The organism is Senegalia sp. (in: firmicutes) (genome assembly GCF_052088025.1).
In the GTDB taxonomy this organism is placed as follows: domain Bacteria; phylum Bacillota; class Clostridia; order Tissierellales; family SIT17; genus Anaeromonas.
In genome coordinates this window covers 50,368-70,456 of record NZ_JBQCYD010000007.1, presented here as the reverse complement: position 1 = coordinate 70,456, position 20,089 = coordinate 50,368, and the positions used below count along the sequence as shown (strand labels likewise).

Annotated in this window: 16 protein-coding genes and 2 riboswitches; of the genes, 14 read left to right on the top strand and 2 right to left on the bottom strand. The window is 28.9% G+C overall.

Features of this window, described 5'->3' with window-relative positions:
- The first annotated feature begins 67 nt into the window (after positions 1-67).
- Positions 68-169, top strand: a riboswitch (purine riboswitch).
- Between the two features lie 155 nt (positions 170-324).
- The 8 genes from ACTHUW_RS03215 to purD all read left to right on the top strand — a co-directional run bounded on the left by ACTHUW_RS03215 (position 325) and on the right by purD (position 11,216).
- Positions 325-1,008 (top strand): phosphoribosylaminoimidazolesuccinocarboxamide synthase, encoded by a 684-nt coding sequence (locus tag ACTHUW_RS03215; RefSeq protein WP_442199697.1) that lies wholly within the window; start codon positions 325-327, stop codon positions 1,006-1,008.
- Positions 999-1,100, top strand: a riboswitch (purine riboswitch). (Overlaps the previous gene by 10 nt.)
- A 140-nt stretch (positions 1,101-1,240) precedes the next feature.
- On the top strand, positions 1,241-4,912 hold the full coding sequence (locus ACTHUW_RS03210; RefSeq protein WP_442210942.1) for a phosphoribosylformylglycinamidine synthase: 3,672 nt from the start codon (positions 1,241-1,243) through the stop codon (positions 4,910-4,912).
- 12 nt (positions 4,913-4,924) lie between these two features.
- A complete protein-coding gene (purE, locus tag ACTHUW_RS03205) occupies positions 4,925-5,404 on the top strand; it encodes a 5-(carboxyamino)imidazole ribonucleotide mutase (protein WP_442198123.1) in 480 nt (159 codons plus the stop codon).
- A 12-nt stretch (positions 5,405-5,416) separates the two neighbouring features.
- Positions 5,417-6,763 carry an amidophosphoribosyltransferase gene (gene purF / locus ACTHUW_RS03200; RefSeq protein ID WP_442198122.1) on the top strand — a complete coding sequence of 449 codons (1,347 nt, stop codon included), beginning with the start codon at positions 5,417-5,419 and terminating at the stop codon, positions 6,761-6,763.
- Between the two features lies 1 nt (position 6,764).
- A complete protein-coding gene (purM, locus tag ACTHUW_RS03195) occupies positions 6,765-7,793 on the top strand; it encodes a phosphoribosylformylglycinamidine cyclo-ligase (protein WP_442198121.1) in 1,029 nt (342 codons plus the stop codon).
- A complete protein-coding gene (gene purN, locus ACTHUW_RS03190) occupies positions 7,787-8,416 on the top strand; it encodes a phosphoribosylglycinamide formyltransferase (protein WP_442198120.1) in 630 nt (209 codons plus the stop codon). Before purM ends, purN begins: the two co-directional genes overlap by 7 nt.
- Positions 8,413-9,945 carry a bifunctional phosphoribosylaminoimidazolecarboxamide formyltransferase/IMP cyclohydrolase gene (gene purH / locus ACTHUW_RS03185; RefSeq protein ID WP_442198119.1) on the top strand — a complete coding sequence of 511 codons (1,533 nt, stop codon included), beginning with the start codon at positions 8,413-8,415 and terminating at the stop codon, positions 9,943-9,945. The genes purN and purH overlap by 4 nt, the downstream gene beginning before the upstream one ends.
- A 17-nt stretch (positions 9,946-9,962) precedes the next feature.
- Complete coding sequence (gene purD, locus ACTHUW_RS03180) at positions 9,963-11,216, top strand: phosphoribosylamine--glycine ligase (protein WP_442198118.1); 1,254 nt, start codon at positions 9,963-9,965, stop codon at positions 11,214-11,216.
- Positions 11,217-11,227: 11 nt separating this feature from the next.
- On the opposite strand, the gene ACTHUW_RS03175 is transcribed toward purD, so the two are convergent.
- A complete protein-coding gene (locus tag ACTHUW_RS03175; RefSeq protein WP_442198117.1) occupies positions 11,228-12,832 on the bottom strand; it encodes an amidohydrolase in 1,605 nt (534 codons plus the stop codon).
- A 104-nt stretch (positions 12,833-12,936) separates the two neighbouring features.
- On the opposite strand from ACTHUW_RS03175, the gene ACTHUW_RS03170 reads away from it, so the two are divergent.
- Positions 12,937-13,644, top strand: a complete 708-nt coding sequence (locus ACTHUW_RS03170) for a tRNA threonylcarbamoyladenosine dehydratase (RefSeq protein ID WP_442212478.1) — start codon at positions 12,937-12,939, stop codon at positions 13,642-13,644.
- Positions 13,645-13,692: 48 nt separating this feature from the next.
- Here the strand turns inward: ACTHUW_RS03170 and ACTHUW_RS03165 are convergent, their stop codons facing one another.
- Positions 13,693-14,208, bottom strand: a complete 516-nt coding sequence (locus ACTHUW_RS03165) for a cupin domain-containing protein (RefSeq protein WP_442212476.1) — start codon at positions 14,206-14,208, stop codon at positions 13,693-13,695.
- A gap of 121 nt (positions 14,209-14,329) precedes the next feature.
- Here ACTHUW_RS03165 and ACTHUW_RS03160 point away from each other — a divergent pair, with 121 nt between their 5' ends.
- The 5 genes from ACTHUW_RS03160 (at position 14,330) to ACTHUW_RS03140 (ending at position 19,879) form a co-directional block, all read left to right on the top strand.
- The gene (locus ACTHUW_RS03160) at positions 14,330-16,009 is read left to right on the top strand and encodes a sigma 54-interacting transcriptional regulator (RefSeq protein ID WP_442212474.1); all 1,680 of its coding nucleotides are present in this window, start codon (positions 14,330-14,332) and stop codon (positions 16,007-16,009) included.
- A gap of 3 nt (positions 16,010-16,012) precedes the next feature.
- Entirely contained in the window at positions 16,013-16,219 is a 207-nt protein-coding gene (locus ACTHUW_RS03155) for a helix-turn-helix domain-containing protein (protein WP_442212480.1), read from the top strand.
- A 194-nt stretch (positions 16,220-16,413) separates the two neighbouring features.
- Entirely contained in the window at positions 16,414-17,454 is a 1,041-nt protein-coding gene (locus ACTHUW_RS03150; RefSeq protein ID WP_442198113.1) for a threonine aldolase family protein, read from the top strand.
- Positions 17,455-17,469: 15 nt separating this feature from the next.
- Entirely contained in the window at positions 17,470-18,630 is a 1,161-nt protein-coding gene (locus ACTHUW_RS03145) for a pyridoxal-phosphate-dependent aminotransferase family protein (protein WP_442199758.1), read from the top strand.
- 49 nt (positions 18,631-18,679) lie between these two features.
- Entirely contained in the window at positions 18,680-19,879 is a 1,200-nt protein-coding gene (locus tag ACTHUW_RS03140) for an NAD(P)/FAD-dependent oxidoreductase (RefSeq protein ID WP_442212472.1), read from the top strand.
- Positions 19,880-20,089: the final 210 nt, after the last annotated feature.

The window sequence follows — 20,089 nt, the reverse complement described above, 5'->3', positions numbered from 1 at the left end:
AGATAAAAACAGCCTAAGAAAAAATAAAGCTTGACTTATATAAATATACTTGGTAATATCTAATTATAATAACAATCGAATAAAAGCTCATATAAGTTCCATAATAAGGTTGGAACGTTTCTACTAGGTGACCATGAATCATCTGTCTATGAGCGAGAGTGTGTCTAGGGTTCCGGAGAATTTTTTCTTGCTGGTCCAAGCGACACAGATACTTATTAGTATCACACCGAAGGGATAAAAGCCCAGACGGGTAGGTTTCGCTTAAGAAAACCTACCCGTCTGGGCTTTTATTTGTCAAAAAAACTATAGTAGGAGGTTTTTAATATTAATCTTATATATAAAGGCAAAACTAAAGATGTATATGAATTAGATAGTGGAAAGGTTTTATTAAAGTTTAAAGATGATGTTACAGGTAATGATGGGGTCTTTGATCCAGGTGCCAATACTGTAGGACTTAGTATAGAGGGTATGGGAAATCTAGGACTTAAACTTACAAAATTTTTCTTTGAAAAAATCAATGATAATGGTATTCCTACTCATTATGTAGATTCAGATTTAAATGAGCAAACTATGACTGTATTAAAAGCTCAACCATTTGGTAAAGGTGTAGAAGTAATATGTAGATATAAAGCTGTAGGAAGTTTTATCAGAAGATATGGACTCTATGCTAGTGAAGGAAAAGAACTAGATGCTTATGTAGAAGTTACTTTAAAGGATGATGAAAGAGATGATCCTTTGATAACTGATCAAGCATTAGAAATGTTAAATATAATGACTAAGAAAGAATATAAAAAATTAACAGAACTTACGAGAGAAATAAGTGGGATAATAAAAGAAGAATTATCAAAAAAAGATTTAGAATTATATGATATAAAATTAGAATTTGGAAGAGTAGGTAAAGACAATCATATTGCATTAATAGATGAAATATCTGCAGGTAATATGAGAGTATATAAAGATAACAAGTATGTTGAACCATTTGAACTAGGTAAAATAATATTAAATTAAATAAAATAACTCATATAAGTTTCATAATATGGTTGAAACGTTTCTATTAAATGACCGATAATCATTTAACTATGAGTGAGAGTGTATCTAGGGTTCCGGAGAATTTGTTCTTGCTGGTCCAAGCGATACAGATACTTTTAAAGTATCACACCGAAGGGATAAAAACCCAGGCGGGTAGGTTTCACTCTGGAACTCTACCCGTCTGGGTTTTTATCTTAAAGGAGGAATATTAATGAATTATAATAGAATATTTATTGAAAAAAAAGAAGGTTTTAACTTAGAATCCAAAAATCTTTTAAAGGAATTTAAAAATTATCTAGAAATTAAAGATTTAGAAAATGTACGAATTATAAATGTATATGATTTAATAAACACAAATGAAGAAGAAGCAAAAGAAATTATAGAAAAGTTCTTATATGAAGAAAAAGTAGATAAATTATATAAGGAACTTAAACTTAAGGATGATGAAAAAGCATTTAGAATAGAAGAATTAAAAGGGCAATATAACAAAAGAGAAGTTTTTACCAACAAACTAGTAAAAGCACTTTTTCCAGATAAAGATATAGATCTATTACAATCAGAAATAATAATTTTAAAAAATATAAATAATGAAGAATTAGAAAAGATGAAAAAGTATCATATAAATACCATAGCAGCACAAGAAATACCTTTAGATAAATTTACTTTTAATGAAGAAAATGAAGAAGCAAAAGATGTTGAAATAATAGATGGTTTCATAGATTTTGATGATGAGCAAATAAAAGAATTTAAAGATAATTATAGTATAGGTCTAGATATAGAGGATTTATTATTTACTAAGAAATATTTTGAAAGTGAAAATAGAAATCCATCTATAACAGAAATAAAATTAATAGATACTTATTGGTCTGATCATTGTAGACATACTACATTTATGACAGAAATTAAAGATATAAAATTTAATGAAGGAAAATATAAAGAAGTATTTGAAGATGCACTTACAAAATATCTATCTTCTAGAAACTTCACTTATGAAGACAGAGAAAAGCCTATGACTTTAATGGATTTAGCTACTATAAACATGAAAGAATTAAAGAAAAAAGGTCTTTTAGAGGATAAAGAAGAGACGGATGAAGTAAATGCAGCAAGTATAGAAATAGATGTAGATATTGATGGTAAGGATGAAAAATGGTTATTGATGTTTAAAAATGAAACTCATAATCATCCTACAGAAATGGAGCCATTTGGAGGAGCAGCTACATGTCTTGGTGGAGGAATTAGAGATCCACTATCTGGAAGAAGTTATGTATATCAAGCTATGAGAATAACAGGTTCTGCAGATCCTAGAAAGAAATATGATGAAACTCTAAAAGGTAAATTACCTCAAAGAAAAATAACTACAACAGCTATGAAAGGTTATAGCTCATATGGTAATGAAATTGGTGCAAGCACAGGATATGTAAGAGAAATTTATGATGAAGGATTTTTAGCTAAGAGAATGGAATGTGGTGCATTAGTTGCAGCTGCACCTAAAGATTGGGTTTATAGAGGGACTCCTACTCCAGGTGATGTAATACTACTAGTGGGTGGAAGAACTGGTAGGGATGGACTTGGAGGAGCTGTAGGCTCATCAAAAGGACATACAGAAAAATCACTTCATACAAGTGGAGCAGAAGTGCAAAAAGGGGAACCATCACTTGAAAGAAAGATAATAAGATTATTTAGAAAAGAAAATGTCTCTAAAATGATAAAAAAATGTAATGACTTTGGAGCAGGTGGAGTAGGGGTTGCAATAGGCGAATTAGCTGATGGCTTATATATAGATTTAGATAAAGTAAAGTTAAAATATAAAGGACTTGATGGAACTGAAATAACACTTTCTGAATCACAAGAGAGAATGGCTGTTTTAATAGATAAAAAAGATTTAGATAAATTTTTACATGAAACAAATAAAGAAGATTTAGAAGCTAATGTAGTAGCTAAAGTTACAGATGAGAAGGAATTAAAGATTGTTTGGAAAGATAAAGAAATAGTAAATATAAAAAGAGAGTTCTTAGATACGAATGGTGTAAGAAAAAACATCAAAATAAAAGTAGAAAGTCCAAAAGAAGAAAGTTATTTAGAAGAAATTCCAAAAGAGCTAAATAATAAATCAAAAATGGAGTCATTAGAATCAATACTTAAAGATATAAATGCTGCTAGTCAAAAGGGCCTTGTAGAAAACTTTGATACTACAGTAGGAGGAACTACAGTATTGATGCCATATGGTGGAAAATACAAATTAAGTCCTATAGAAGGTATGGTATCAAAAATTCCATTACTTAATGGACAAACTTCTACTTGCTCTATAATGACTTATGGATATGAGCCAAATCTAGCTAAATGGAGCACATTTCATGGTGGATATTATGCTGTAATAGAATCTATTGCAAAAATAGTAGCATTAGGTGGAGATTATAGAAAAATTAGATTAACATTCCAAGAATATTTTGAAAGACTAGATCAAAATGAAATTAAATGGGGCAAGCCTTTTTCAGCTTTACTTGGATCTTATTTAGTTCAAAAGGAACTTGATATAGCAAGTATAGGTGGAAAGGATAGTATGAGTGGTACATTTGAAGATATAGATGTTCCTCCTACACTTTTAAGCTTTGGAGTAACCACTGAAAAATTAGAAAATATAGTATCTAATGAATTCAAATCTGAAAGTAGTAATCTAGTATTAATTCCTTTAAAGATAGATGATAAAGGACTTGTAGATTTTGAAGAATTAAAGAAGAATTATGGAAGAATCAAAGAATTAGTAGATGATAAAAAGATAAAAGCCGCACAAAGTGTAAAAGAGGGTGGAGTAGCTAGAACCATTTGCGAAATGGCTTTTGGAAATAAAATAGGTTTTAAATTTAATGATATTAAAAAAGATAAATTATTTAAACCATTACTTGGATCTTTAGTAATTGAATTATCTAAAAAAGAAAATCCAGAAGAAATACTAAAAGATATAGAATATGAAATATTAGGATCTACTATAAATGAAAAGAAAATTTATTTAGATGGTGAAGCTAGAGATATGGATAAACTTATAAGTATATGGGAAAGTCCACTTGAAGATATATTTCCAGTAAAAAATAAGGATTTAAAAGAGAAAGTAGAAATAAAAAACACTAAAAACATTATATTAAAATCAAATAAGAATATAAAACCCAAAGTATTATTGCCGATATTTACAGGAAATCATGGAGAATATACTCTAGAAAAATCATTTAAAGATGCTGGAGCTGAAGTAGAAACCTTTGTATTTAAATTTTCAAATAAAGCAAATATGGAAGATTCATTTAAACAATTCAAAGAAAAAATACAACAAAACCAAATAATTGCTTTTTCACATGGTGCAGTATTTGGTAGTGAGCCTGAAACAGGTGGTAAGCTTATGAAATTCATTTTAAATGAAAGTTATATAAAAGAAGAAATAGAAAAACATTTAAATATAGGCGATGGTTTGATTCTAGGCATAGGTGATGGATTTGCTGGATTAATTAAAGCAGGGTTAATAGATGATTCAGTAATTTTAGCAGAAAATAAAGAAGGTTTCATATCTACTACAAGTCATATAGTAGTAGAAAATAATTCATCCCCATGGTTTAATTCTATGAATATAGGTGATGTGTATACAGTACCACTAGCAACTGGAGAAGGTAGAATAGTGTTAAAGGATAAAAGTAATTTAGAAAATCAAATTGCAACTACATTTAAATCAGAAAATCCTACAGGATCTTTCGGAAATATAGAATCCTTAACTAGTAAAGATGGAAGAGTACTTGGAACAATTTCTTCTATAGATAGAATGGAAAAAGATTTATATAAAAATATAGAAATAAAAGGCAAACATAATATATTCAAATCAGCTGTTAAATATTTTGACTAGGAGGTAGTGTAAATGAAAGTAAGTATAATAATGGGAAGTATTTCAGATAAAGAGATAGGTAAAAAGACAGTAGATATATTAGAAAAATTTAATATTGAATATGAGGTGAAAGTTATTTCAGCCCATAGAACACCAGAAAAGGCAGTTGAATTTATCAAATATGCAGAAGAAAATGATGTGGAAGTAATCATAGCAATAGCAGGTAAGGCAGCTCATTTAGCAGGAGTACTTGCAGGACTTAGTATATTACCAGTTATAGGAATTCCTGCAAAATCTTCTACCATGGATGGACTAGATTCTTTACTTTCTACAGTTCAGATGCCAAAGGGAGTACCAGTTGCAACTGTTGCAATCAATGGTGGAGAAAATGCTGCACTACTTGCAATACAAATGTTATCACTTAAATATCCGAAGTTAAAAGAATCATTAAAAGAATATAAATTAGAATTAAAAAAACAAGTAGAAGAAATGAATGAAGCTTTAAACTTCTAAGGGGGAATAAATTTGAGTGGTGTTTTAGGAATTTATGGAAAAGATATAGATGAAATTTCTCAAATGATGTACTATGGTCTCTATGCTCTTCAGCATAGAGGTCAAGTTTCTAGTGGAATGTCAATAAATAATAATGGATTCATAGATTATCACAAAGATATGGGGCTTGTAAATGAGGTTTTTGATAAGGATATTTTAAAGAGATTTAGAGGGAATATAAGTATTGGACAAGTAAGATATGCTTTTTCTGATGAAGCAAAAAGTATCAAAAATACAGAACCTTTAGTAGTTGGCTATAGAAAGGGAGCCTTGGCCCTTGCCCATGATGGAAAACTCGCAAACTATATAAAATTAAAAGATAAACTGGAAGATGAAGGAACAATATTTCAAACTGATTTAGATGCAGAACTAATAGCTAATTTGATAGCAAGACATCATAAAAATGATGTAGAAGATGCTATTAAAAATGCTTTAGATGAAATTAAAGGATCTTTTTCACTTGCTATTATGACTAATGATAAATTAGTGGGAGCAAGAGATTCTCATGGAATGAAACCTTTATCTATTGGCAAGATAAAGGGAAATTATATATTAGCTTCAGAAACATGTGCTTTTGATACTATAGGAGCAAAGTTTATCAGACATGTAGAGCCTGGAGAGATAGTAGTAATTGATGATAATGGAATTAGATCTATAAAGAAAAGACCTGAAAAAAGAGCTTTATGTTTATTTGAATTAATATATTTTGCAAGACCTGATAGTGAAGTAGATGGCAAAAGCATATATTTATCAAGAATTGAATCAGGGAAAGTACTTTCTAAGGAAGCTCCAGTTGAAGCTGACATAGTAATAGGAGCTCCAGATTCTGGAATAATAGCTGCAATAGGATATGCAGAAGAATCAAAAATACCTTATGCAGAAGGTTTAATAAAAAACAGATATGTAGGAAGAACTTTTATTAGTCCAACTAAGGAATTAAGAGAACAAGGAGTAAGAATCAAATTAAATCCACTAAAGGAAAATATAGCTGGAAAAAGAGTAATTTTAGTAGATGATTCTATTGTAAGAGGAACTACTATAAAGCAAACAGTAAAGATGTTAAAGGATGCAGGAGCAAAAGAAGTTCATGTAAGAGTTGCATCACCATCAGTAACTAATACTTGTTATTTGGGAATGGATACACCAACAAAGGAACATTTAATAGGTTCAACTAAAACTAGCAAAGAAATAAGAGAAATATCAGGAGCAGATTCACTACACTTTATTTCAATAGAGGGATTGTTAAAAGCTGTAGGAGAAGAAAATGGTTTTTGTAGAGGTTGCTTTACAGGTAATTACCCAGTAGAAAGGATGAATTAATATGTCTTTAACATATAAAGATTCAGGCGTAGATAAAGAAGCAGGATATAAACAAATTAGTTTAATAAAAAATCTTATCAAAAACACACATACTGATGGAGTATTATCAGACTTAGGTGGTTTTTCTGGATTATTTGGATTGGATATAAAAAAATATAAAAATCCTGTATTAGCATCTGGAACAGATGGGGTAGGTACTAAACTTAAAATAGCATTCATGATGGATAAGCATGATACTATTGGGGAAGATTGTGTAGCCATGTGCGTAAATGACATATTATGTCAAGGTGCAAAACCTTTATTTTTCTTAGATTATATATCTACTGGAAAACTTGTGCCAGAAAAGATGGCAAGTATTGTAGAAGGAGTATCAAATGGATGTATAAAGGGAGCAGCTGCTTTAATAGGTGGAGAAACAGCTGAAATGCCAGGACTTTACTCAGAAGATGAATATGATTTAGCAGGATTTTGTGTGGGTATTGTTGATAAAGAAAAAATAATTAATGGTTCTAATATAAAAGAAGGAGACATTGTAATAGGCCTTCCTTCTAATGGATTACACAGTAATGGATATTCATTAGTTAGAAAAATAGTATTTGAAAGAGCAAATCTAAAAATAGATAGCTTTATAGATGAACTAAAAACTACAATAGGCGAGGAACTATTAAAACCTACTCGTATATATAAAGATCCATTATTAAATCTAATAGATGAAATTGATATAAAGGGACTAGCACATATTACAGGTGGGGGAATATATGAAAATGTGCCAAGAATTTTACCAAAGGGATTGACAGCTCATATAGATAAATCCAAAATAGAAACTCCAACTATTTTTAATTTACTAGAAAAATGGGGCAATATTGAAACTAATGAAATGTATTCTACTTTTAATATGGGTGTTGGAATGGTAGTTATAGTTTCAAAAGAAGATTTAATAAAAGCAGAAGAATTATTAGATAAATTAAATGAAAAGTATTATATATTAGGTCAAATAAATAAAGGTGATGAGGGAGTAGTATTGTGCTAAAGATAGGAGTTTTAATTTCAGGAAGTGGTACAAACCTACAAGCCATAATTGAGGCAATTGAAAAAGAAGATATAAAAGCCAAGATAGAGCTAGTAATATCAAATAAAAAGGATGCTTACGGATTAGTTAGAGCTGAAAAAAAAGAAATAGATACTTTATTTTTAAACCATAAGGATTTTGACACAATAGAAAAATATAATTTGAAATTGATAGAAGAATTAAAAAACAGAGATATAGGTCTAGTAGTTTTGGCAGGATATTTGAAGGTTTTAACAAATGATTTTATTAAAGCTTTTAAAAATAAAATTATAAATGTACACCCTTCTTTGCTTCCAAGTTTTTGTGGAGTGGGTTGTTATGGGGAGAAAGTTCACCAGCAAGTAATAGATTATGGTTGTAAATATACTGGTGCTACAGTACATTTTGTTGATGAAGGTGTAGATACAGGGCCTATAATATTGCAAAAAATTGTAGAAATAGATGAAGATGATACTTTCATATCCTTACAAAAGAAAGTGTTAAAAATAGAACATGAAATTTTACCTATGGCTGTAAAACTTTTTTGTGAAAATAGGATAGTTTTAGATGGTAGAAAAACAAGAATATTGGGGGAGATAAAATGAAAAGGGCCTTAATAAGTGTATATGATAAAAAAGGTATAGTTGAATTTGCATCTTCTTTAAAAGAATTAGGATGGCAGATTATATCTACAGGGGGTACTAAGGATTTATTATCTAAAGAAGGAATAGAAGTAGTAGAAGTTGAAGAAATAACTAATTTTCCAGAAATATTAGATGGTAGGGTTAAAACTTTGAATCCATATATACATGGAGGATTGTTATTTAAAAGAGAAAACAAAGAGCATAGACAAACAATAGAAAAGATGAATATAAATTCTATAGATATGGTAGTAAATAATCTATATCCATTTGAGGAAACTATAAATGATGAAAATTCAACCCATGAAGATATTATCGAGAATATAGATATAGGTGGTCCATCTATGATTAGAGCTGCTGGAAAAAACTATAAAGATGTTACGGTTATAGTGGATCCAAAAGACTATGACTTAATAATAGATGAACTTAAAAAAGGTAAAGATACAGATATTTCAACTAGAAGATATTTAGCTAGAAAAGTATTTAATTATACTTCATATTATGATACTTTGATATCTAATTATTTTAATGAATTAGAAGATATAAGCTTCCCAGAAAATATTACTCTTAACTATAAATCTAAAATGGATTTAAGATATGGAGAAAACCCTCATCAAAAAGCAGCTTTTTATGAAGAGATAAACAATACGATCGGAACCTTATCAAAAGCTAAACAACTTCATGGTAAGGAATTATCTTTTAATAATATTAATGATTCAAATGGAGCACTGAAAATTTTAAAGGAATTTGAAGAAGCTACTATAGTAGGAGTAAAACACTCTAATCCAAGTGGAATTGGAAGTGCAAAAACTATTGAAGATGCATATGTTAAAGCCTATGAATGTGACATGAAATCAATATTTGGTGGTATTATAGCTTCAAATAGAGAAATAAATGAAAAAGTAGCCAAAAGCATAAATGATATTTTTATAGAAGTAGTATTAGCGCCATCATATAGTAAAGAAGCTTTAGAAATACTAAGAAAAAAGAAAAATATAAGGATCTTACAGATAAAAGACATAATGAAACAAAATAAAAATGAATTTGATATTAAAAAAGTTTTAGGTGGAATACTAATTCAAGAAAAAGATAGTAAACTTTTATTAAATGATATCAAAATTGTTACAAAAAGAAAACCAAATGAAGAAGAATTAGAAGATTTATTATTTGCCTTTAAATCAGTAAAACATATTAGTTCCAATGGTGTTGTAATAGCAAAAGATAAGGCAACTATAGGAATAGGTCTGGGGGAAGTAAATAGAGTTTGGGCGGTTGATAATGCAATAAGTAGAGCAGGAAAAAAGGTAAAGGACTCTGTACTAGCTTCTGATGGATTTTTCCCATTTAAAGATTCAATAGAATTACTTGCAAAAGCAGGTGTAGCTGCTATTATTCAGCCTGGAGGATCTATAAGGGATGAAGAAGTAATAGAAGAGGCAGATAAAAACAATATGATTATGGTCTTTACTGGTATTAGACATTTTAAACATTAATAGTTAGGGGGTAAAAAATGAATATATTAGTTATAGGTAGTGGAGGACGCGAACATGCCTTATGCTTTAAAATGAGTAAATCAAAAAAAGCAAGTAAGATATATTGCGCACCAGGTAATGGCGGAACTAGAGATCTTGCGCAAAATGTAGATATAGCTTCAAATGATATAGATGGACTACTTAGATTTGCTATAGATAAAGATATAGATTTAACTATAGTAGGACCTGAAGAGCCTCTTGTACTTGGAATAGTAGATAAGTTTAAAGAAAATAATTTAAGAATATTTGGTCCTGATAAAAAAGCAAGTAAATTAGAAGCAAGCAAAGAATTTTCTAAAAAATTCATGGAAAAATATGATATAAAGACAGCTAAATACAAATCTTTTACAGATTATGATGAAGCTATTAAGGGAGTAAAAAACTTTTCTTATCCCCTTGTAATAAAAGCAGATGGATTATGCCTTGGAAAGGGTGTTATAATTTGTGAAAATGAAGAAGATACTATTGCAACATTAAAAGATATATTAAAAGAAAAGATATTTGGAGACCAGGGTCAAAAGGTAATAATAGAAGAATTTATTTATGGAGTAGAAGCATCTTTAATTTGCCTTGTATCTGGAAACGAGATAATAGCAATGGAAAGTGCAAAAGATTATAAAAAGATACTTGAAGGAGATAAGGGACTAAATACAGGAGGAATAGGTGCATATTCTCCTAGTGAATTATTTACAGATAAGTTAAAAGAAAAAATAGAAAAAGCAGTATTAGAAAAAATTAGTATAGGTTTAAAAGAAGAAAAATTAGAGTATAATGGAATAATATTTATAGGATTTATGATAGAAGAAGATGATATTGAGGTATTAGAGTTTAATGTTAGATTTGGAGATCCAGAAACTGAGGTATTGCTGCCAAGACTTGAATCAGATTTGATAGATATATTTGAAAAAACAATAGACAATAAAATAAAAGAATCAGATTTAATATGGACAGATCAAGCTTGCGTTACAGTAGTTACTAGCTCAAGGGGATATCCTAAGAAATGCGAAAAGGGATTTTCAATTACAGGTTTAAAAGATTTAAGCAATTCTTTAATGGTATTTCATAATGGAAGTAAATATGAAAATGGTGAATTAGTTACAAATGGTGGTAGAGTATTAAGCATTACTTCTTTAGGAGAAGACATTAATTCAGCACGTGAAAATATTTATAAAGAAATCCATAAGATTAAATTTGATGGAATGTACTACAGGAAAGATATAGCTATATATTAAAAAACAAACTCTTAATTAAGAGTTTGTTTTTTAATATATACAAATTCACCATCTATCATGGTTTTTTCAACTTTAATATCCTTTATATTCATACTATTTATGGTAAATATATCACTATCTAATACTATTAAATCAGCTACATATCCAGGTTTTAACCTACCTTTAAAATCTTCTTTAAATTCATTTATAGCACTTCCAACTGTATAAGCATCAATGGCATCTTCTATGGTCATTCTTTCAGCAGGTATAAAATTATCTGAAGATCTGCCATCTAATTTCATCCTATTTACTGCGCAGTAAATATTAGGGAAGGGATTAGCATCTTCAACTGGTGCATCTGTACTTAAACTTAACTGTGCATTAGTTTTATTTAAAGTATTAAATGCATAAGAAGTTCTAGTTAATTCTTTGCCTACCCTTTTTTCTACAATATCAATATCATAATCTAAAAATATGGGTTGGGCCATAACAGATATACTCAAATCAGAAATTCTTTTTAATTGTTCTTCATTTGTGATTTGGCAATGTACAATACCATGGCGGAGTTTATTTTCATTATTAGTCATAGTATTTTCATAAGTATTTATCACGTTTTCTATAGCTGAGTCTCCAATTGCATGAGTTACTACTTTGATATCATTTTTACTAGCAAGATTACATAAGTCTTGTAATTGCCCGTCACTTAATGCTGCTACACCCTTAGTGCTATCATCATCTTTATACTTATCTAATAACAAGGCAGTTCTAGCTCCAAGGGAACCATCTTTAAATAATTTCAGCATTCCCTTTGACAAGAACCTTTCATCATAATCATTAGATTTAAATTCTGTATCAATATAATTTTTAAATTGATTTATATTTTGGAAATTATATTGATGAGTGTATCTTAATTTAGTTTTAGTATTATTATAAATATCATGTAAAACATCAAATCTATTTCTAGTAGTATCTGAAATGTCACATGATTGAACAGAGGTTATACCAACACTTATTACATAATTGCTAGCCTTTAAAAATTCTGACTCAATTTGTTCCTTACTTTTTTCAGGTATAATTGATTGAATTAAATATATGGCATTTTCATTAAAGATACCATTAGGTATGCCACTTTTATCCACTTCAATAGTACCTCCATCTACTCTTGTATTTGAATCAATATTAAGTAATTCTAAGGCTTTAGTATTAGAAACTGAAACATGGCCACAAACCCTATTAAATACAATTGGAATATCAGTGGATATTTTGTCTAAATCAAATCTATTTAGTAGACGATTTTCACCAGATGTGAAATAATCTTGATTCCATCCTCTACCATATAAATAATCCATATTTTCATTTAAAAAGGCTTTACCTAACTTAATAACATCATTTATAGACTTAGCATTATTTAAATTGCAAATACTTAAAGCTTCTCCTATCCCTAAGAGATGCATATGACTATCATTAAATCCAGGGATAACTGTTTTATTTTCTAAATCTATAATATTATTGCAATCATTTTTAAGTATTGCTTCATTTGAGCCTATTTCCTTTATAATCCCATCTTTAATATATAATGCTTCTTTAAAAATATCTTTTTCAATATATATTTTTCCCTTTATTAAAATTGTATCCACAAAATCACCCCTTTATTAATATTATATCATTGACTTCATTTTTTTTATATGCTAATCTAATTCAGTAAAATAAAATAGAAATCTAAAGTTAAAGGGGACTTAAAATGTTACATGAATTCTCAAGAACGGAAATGGTAATAGGAACTGAAAATTTAAATAAACTAAAAAATAGTAGTGTAGCCATATTTGGAATAGGTGGAGTAGGGACTTTTGCAGTGGAAGGACTAGTTAGAAGTGGTGTAGGAAGATTTATACTTGTAGATGATGATGATATTTGTCTTACAAATATTAACAGACAAATCCATGCAACGAGAAAAACTGTTGGGAAATCAAAAGTAGAAACTATGAAAGAAAGAATAAAAGATATAAATCCTAAAGCAGAAGTAATTTACTTTAAAGAATTGTATAATAGTGAATCTGCGGAGGGACTTTTATTTGATAAATTTGATTATGTAATTGATGCTATAGATATGGTCTCATCTAAACTTGATTTAATAGAAAGATGTAATAAAAAAGGTATACCAGTTATAAGTAGCATGGGAGCAGGAAACAAATTAAATCCTACAATGTTAGAAGTATCAGATATTTATCAAACTTCGATTTGTCCACTTGCAAGAGTTATGAGAAAAGAACTTAAAAGAAAGGGAATAAAAAAGTTAAAGGTAGTGTATTCAAAAGAAAAACCTGTGATTCCAATAGATGTAGGTGAAGTTAACCATACCAGAAGACAACTTCCTGGGAGTACTTCATTTGTACCCCCTACAGCAGGACTAATAATTGCCTCAGAAGTAGTTAAGGATATCATTAAATAGACAAAAAGCCATATATAAACTTAAAGTTTATTATATGGCTTTTTTCTATTAATAATGGTTATGATCTTCCATTGCATCTTCCTTAGTCCTATGAATTGTACCATGAGGATGAGCTGGTGGAGCATAAATAGAATATAATTTAATTGGTTTATTTCCTGTATTGATTAAATTATGCCACTTGCCAGCAGGTATAATAAATATATAATCATCATATACTTTCCTTCTAAAATCTAAATTATCTTTTGTATCTCCCATCATTACAATACCTTGACCTTGTTCTATACGTACAAATTGATCAAGATTATGATGGACCTCTAATCCTATATCTCCTCCTACCTTTATATCCATTAAAGTGAGCTGTAAATGTTTCCCAGTCCATAGGGCAGTACGAAAGTTGGTATTTCTTTTAGTGATTTTTTCTATATTAACAACGAAAGGGTCATTTCCATAATCCTTTAATTTCGTAAAATTATATACCTGGTGCCAGTAATAATAAGGACATCTTTTACATATTGATTCATTGCCATAATAGGGGCATTGGTAGCTATTATACAAATCAATCATTCCTTTCATAATGGTATAATATATATTATGATATTTATTGAACTTATGTTAAAGTGATAATATCATATAGATATAAGTATTTATTAAAATAAAAATCAATCTTCATAAAAGGGTGAGGGATATGCTAAAAATAGCAATTATTGCACCAAAGGATATAGTGAATATTGCAAAAGAAGCATCAAAAGAATTTGAAGAACAAATTATAGTATTTGAAGGTTCAATGGAAAAAGGACTAAAAATATCTAGAAAATTAGAAAAAGAATCTTTTGATGCCATAATAGTTAGGGGTGGAACTCAATTACTACTTTTAGAAGCAAAGATAAATGTTCCTACTGTAAAAATACCTATAAAAAGTATAGATATATTTAATACTATAAAATTAGCAGAAGATTATAATGAAAAAATTGGAATTTTAGCATTTGAAAATATGTTATCTTCAATTGAAAATTATGAAAAAATATCAGGAAAAAAGTTTGAAAAGCATGTTGTGAATACTGAAAATGAAGTAGAAATGAGAGTAAGGCAGTTATATAAGTTAGGGGTTAAAGTTATTGTAGGTGGGGGGATAATAAAAAAATATAGTGAAAAATATAATATGGTACCTATTGTAATTCAAACTGGTAAAGAATCGATAAAAACTGCCATAAAAGAAAGTAAAAGAATAGCAATTGCCACAATAAATCAAAAGGAAAAGGCAGAAAGATATAAGGCTATAGTTGAACATTCAAAAAACAGTATAGTTTCTATAGATGAAGAAGGTGCAATTATTTTTTTGAATTCTCCTGCAGAAAGGTTATTAAAGAAAAAAAGCAAGGATATTCTTAATAAAAAAATAGATAAAATTATACCTAATATAAATATTAATCAAATATTAAATGATAATGGGGAAGAAATAGAATCTATTGAAAATATTGATGATAAAAAATATATTATATCTAAAGTACCTATTAAGGTTAAGAAAGAAATTTTAGGTGCAGTAATAATATTCCAAGATGCAATGAAAATTGAAGAAATGGAAGGTATGCTAAGAAGAGAAGTGGTTCAAAATGGACATATTGCAAGGTATAACTTTGAAGATATTTTAGGAGAAGGAAAAAATATAAAAGAGATAATTCGTATTGGAAAAGAATATGCAAAGGTAGAATCTACTATTTTAATAGAGGGTGAAACTGGAACAGGTAAAGAGATAATGGCCCAAAGCATTCATAATCTAAGTAATAGAAAAAATGGACCATTTGTTGCCTTAAATTGTGCTGCCCTACCTGAAAGCCTTTTAGAATCTGAACTTTTTGGCTATGAGCCTGGTGCGTTTACGGGAGCTAATAAAAATGGTAAAAAAGGATTATTTGAATTAGCACATAGGGGAACTTTATTTTTAGATGAAATATCAGAAATGGAGCAACTTTTACAAGGAAGACTACTCCGGGTCCTCCAAGAAAGGCAGATAATGAGAATAGGTGGTAAGAAGGTGATTCCAATTGATGTGAGGATTATTGCTGCTACAAATAAAAACCTATATAAATTAATCAAGGAAAATAAGTTCAGAGAAGACTTATATTATAGGGTAAATATTTTAGAACTTTATATTCCACCAATTAGGGATAGAAAAGAAGACATACACTATTTTCTAAAAAACTTTATAGGGGCCTTTAGTCAAAAGTTTAATAAAGATAAAATTATTCTAACCAATGATTCAATAGAATACTTGTGTGATTATGATTGGCCAGGGAATGTAAGAGAAATTAAAAATTTCACAGAAAGATTAGTAGTTATGAGCAAAAAACCAATTATGAATTTATAAGATATAAAATATATATTTAAGCCATTAGAAAATAATAAAAGAAAAAATAATAATGACACTAAAATTATAAATATTAACGAAAGTGAAAATATTGCTATAAACAATGCCTTAGAATCCACTAATGGAAATATAACAAAAGCATCAAAGATATTAGGGATATCAAGAACTACTCTATGGAGGAAAATGAAAAAATATAATATAATTGTTTAAAATTGGAACGTTGCATGTTGCATAATTAAAACATGTAACGTTTTTTACTGTATAAAAAAAGGTTAATTTATTATATAAGAGCATGAAATACATGTGTTTAGAAATAATATTAGACTTGGCATAAATTTTGCTTTAATATTATTGTGTAGTAAAAATAACAAAGTTTAATGATATGAATACGAAAGGAGTTATATATGGATAACTATATTGATTTAAGATCTGATACCATAACACAGCCGACCCAATCTATGAGAGATGCTATGTATAATGCAGAAGTAGGAGATGATATATTAGGAGACGATCCTACTGTAAAAAAACTTGAAAAAATGTCAGCAGATATTTTAGGCAAAGAAGATGCTTTATTTACTACATCTGGCACCCTTGCCAATCAAATAGCTGTTATGACATTTACAAATAGAGGAGAGGAAGTTATCATAGGTGATACTTCTCATATATACAATTTAGAAGTAGGAGCACTTGCAGCACTTTCTCAAGTCCAAACTAGGCCTATAAATGTAGAAAATGGATATTATGATATAGAAAAAATGGAAAGTTTAATTAGGAATAAAGGAATTCAAAATGCTAAAACAGGACTTATATGTATTGAAAATACTAACAATTTAAATGCAGGTTTTGTTGTTCCTATAGATAATATAAATGCAGTATGTGAATTAGGGAAAAAACATCATATACCAGTGTATATGGATGGTGCAAGAATATTTAATGCAGCTGTGGCCTTAGATGTAGAGGTTAAAGATATAGTGAAAAATGTAGATGCAGTAATGTTTGCACTTACAAAAGGTCTATGTGCACCATTTGGAGCAATACTTGCAGGAGATAAGGAGTTCATAGAAAAGGCAAGGTGGATAAAACAAAGATTAGGTGGGGGCTTTAGACAAGCAGGTTTTTTAGCAGCACCAGCTATAGTAGCTATTAAAGAGATGATACCTAGATTAAAAGAAGATAATAAAAATGCAAAAATACTAGGTGAAAAACTAAGTGCTATAGAAGGTTTAGATGTAAATGTAGATAATATCCATACATCAATATTAACAGGTTCAGTAAAGAAACTACCAATAACTATAGATGAATTTTTAGATAGGTTAAAAGAAAATAAAATTAAAGCAAAAAGAATTTCAGATGATAGTTTTAGAATGGTTACACACTTAGGAATTGAAGAAAATGAAATAGAGAGAGTTGTAAAAGTGGTCAAAGAAACAATAAATAATATATAGATTGGAGCTAAGAAAATGGAAAGAAGAAAATATTTACAAATACCAGGACCAACAAATGTACCAGAAAGGATACTTAGAAGTTTATCTAAGCCATTATTAAACCACAGGGGGGAAGAATTTGAAGAACTAGTGGGTTATTGTGTAAGTGGATTAAAGAAAATTTATAAAACAGAAAATGATCTTTTGTTATTTCCAAGCTCAGGCAGTGGAATTTTAGAAGCTTCCATAGTTAATTTATTTTCAAGAGGAGATAAGCTAGCTGTAATTAAGTTGGGGGTATTTAGTGATAGGATGGCTGATATAGCAGAAAATCATGGTTTAAATGTAATACCAATAGAAAAAGAATGGGGATCCTCTGTAAGTCCGATAGATATCAAAGAAGTTTTAGAAAATGATAAGGATAAGGAAATAAAAGCAGTATGTTTACCACACAATGAAACATCAACAGGAATTAAAAATGACATCAAAGGTATCTCAGAAATGATAAAAGAATTAAATCATCCGGCATTAATTGTAGTAGATGCAATAAGTTCTCTTGCTTCATTAGAACTTAAAACAGATGAGTGGAACTTAGATGTAGTTATATCTTCATCTCAGAAAGGACTTATGTTACCTCCAGGGCTTGGTATAGTATCAATTAGCAAAAGAGCATGGGATATGGTAGAAAAATCTGATATAAGTAAATGGTATTGGGATTTTAAAGCAGTAAAAGAAAGAATGAAAGGGAACCAATTTCCATATACTCCTGCAACTACATTATTATTTGGCTTAAAAGAATCTATAGATATACTTTTGGAAGAAGGACTAGAAAATGTATGGAATAGACATGAACTTATGACAAATGCTATTAGAAATTCAGCTCATGCAATGGGCCTTAAACTACTTACAAGTGATGAAGATGGTTCTAATACAGTTACGGCAATAATACTACCAGATGGTATTAATTACCCTGATTTATCTAAAGTTTTGAGTGAGGATTACAATATAGTAATTGGTGGCGGTCTTAAAAAGTTAAAAGGCAAAATTTTTAGAATTGGACACTTAGGGTCAATCCACCATGTAGAAGTGTATGGAATAATGGGAGCATTAGAAATGGCACTATATAAATTAGGCTATAAGGTGGAGCTTGGAAGTTCGTCAAAGGCAATTGCAGAAACTTTTTTAAAAGAAAAATAAAATTTTAAAGTATGGGTATTAATAAAATAAAAACAAAGGAGATATTTGAATGGAATTATATTTTGGAGATACCTATTGGGATAAAACAGTCAGTAAGGAAGATGATATTAAATTTGAAAAAATAAAGAAAAACGAGAAAACAGAAATACTTATTGTAGGTGGAGGCATGAGTGGGACTTTAGCAGCTTACATTCTTTCAAATAGAAATCATAAGGTTATAATTGTAGAAAAAGATCAAGTAGCTAAAGGCAGTAGTACAGCTAATACAGGTTTACTTCAATTTTGCAGTGATATTATGCTATCTGATTTAATAGAACAAATTGGTGAAAAAAAAGCTGTATTATTTTATGAAATGTGTTTGAAATCTCTGGATGATTTAACAGCTATAAACGATAAATTAAATTATGAAACAGATTATAGATCAAAGAGTAGTATATATTATGCTAGTGATATGCAAGATAAGAACAAACTAGAAAAAGAATACAAAACCTTAAAAAAATATAACTTCCCAGTAGAATGTATTGCTAATGATAAATTAATTGAAGATTATAGTTTAGATAAACCTTTTGCAATTAAAACTTTTAGAGATGCTGATGTAAATCCTTATAAATTTATAAAAGCTTTGACTAGGGAAAATAAAAAAAATGGGGTTAAATACTTTGAAAATACTCAAGTGAATTTAGATAGTATGGCTTCAAATCAAATTTATACAAAAGAAGGATATAAAATAGAATTTAAAAACATAATACTTGCAACAGGTTATACAAATATCTATCCAATTATAAAAGATAAGGCTCAAATAAATAGAACCTATGCTATTAGTTCAAAACCTTTAAAAAAATTACCATGGAAAGAAGATCTTATGTTTTGGGAAACTAAAAACCCTTATTTATATTTTAGAACCACTACAGACAAGAGAATAATAGCAGGAGGACTAGATGAAGAAATAAATAAGCTTGAAAAAAATATAGAGGATTTAAAAGAAAAGACAGAAAAAATAGCCAAAGAAATTAATGATTTATTTGATGGACTAAATTTAGAAGTAGAGAATAGATGGAATGCTTTATTTGGTATTTCTACAGATAATCTACCCTTTATAGGAGCAGATCCAATCCATAAAAATAAATATTATTTGTTAGGATATGAAGGTAATGGAACCTGTTATTCTATGGCTGGGTCAAGAATAATTGCTGATTTAATTGAAAATAAAAAGAATCCATACAGTCATATAGTAAGATTAGATAGATAATGTCTTACAAACTAAAAAAATAGTTATAAAAAATATTTATCATAAATATATTAGTATAAAGCAGATATATTATTTTGACAATTGAATAAAAATATAGCATAATTTGTCAGATTTTGATATAATAAAAATGAGACTATAGTCTCATTTTTATTATATCAAAATTGGAGGTGGTAAATTGTTTATAGCAAGGCAACCTATATTTAATAAGTC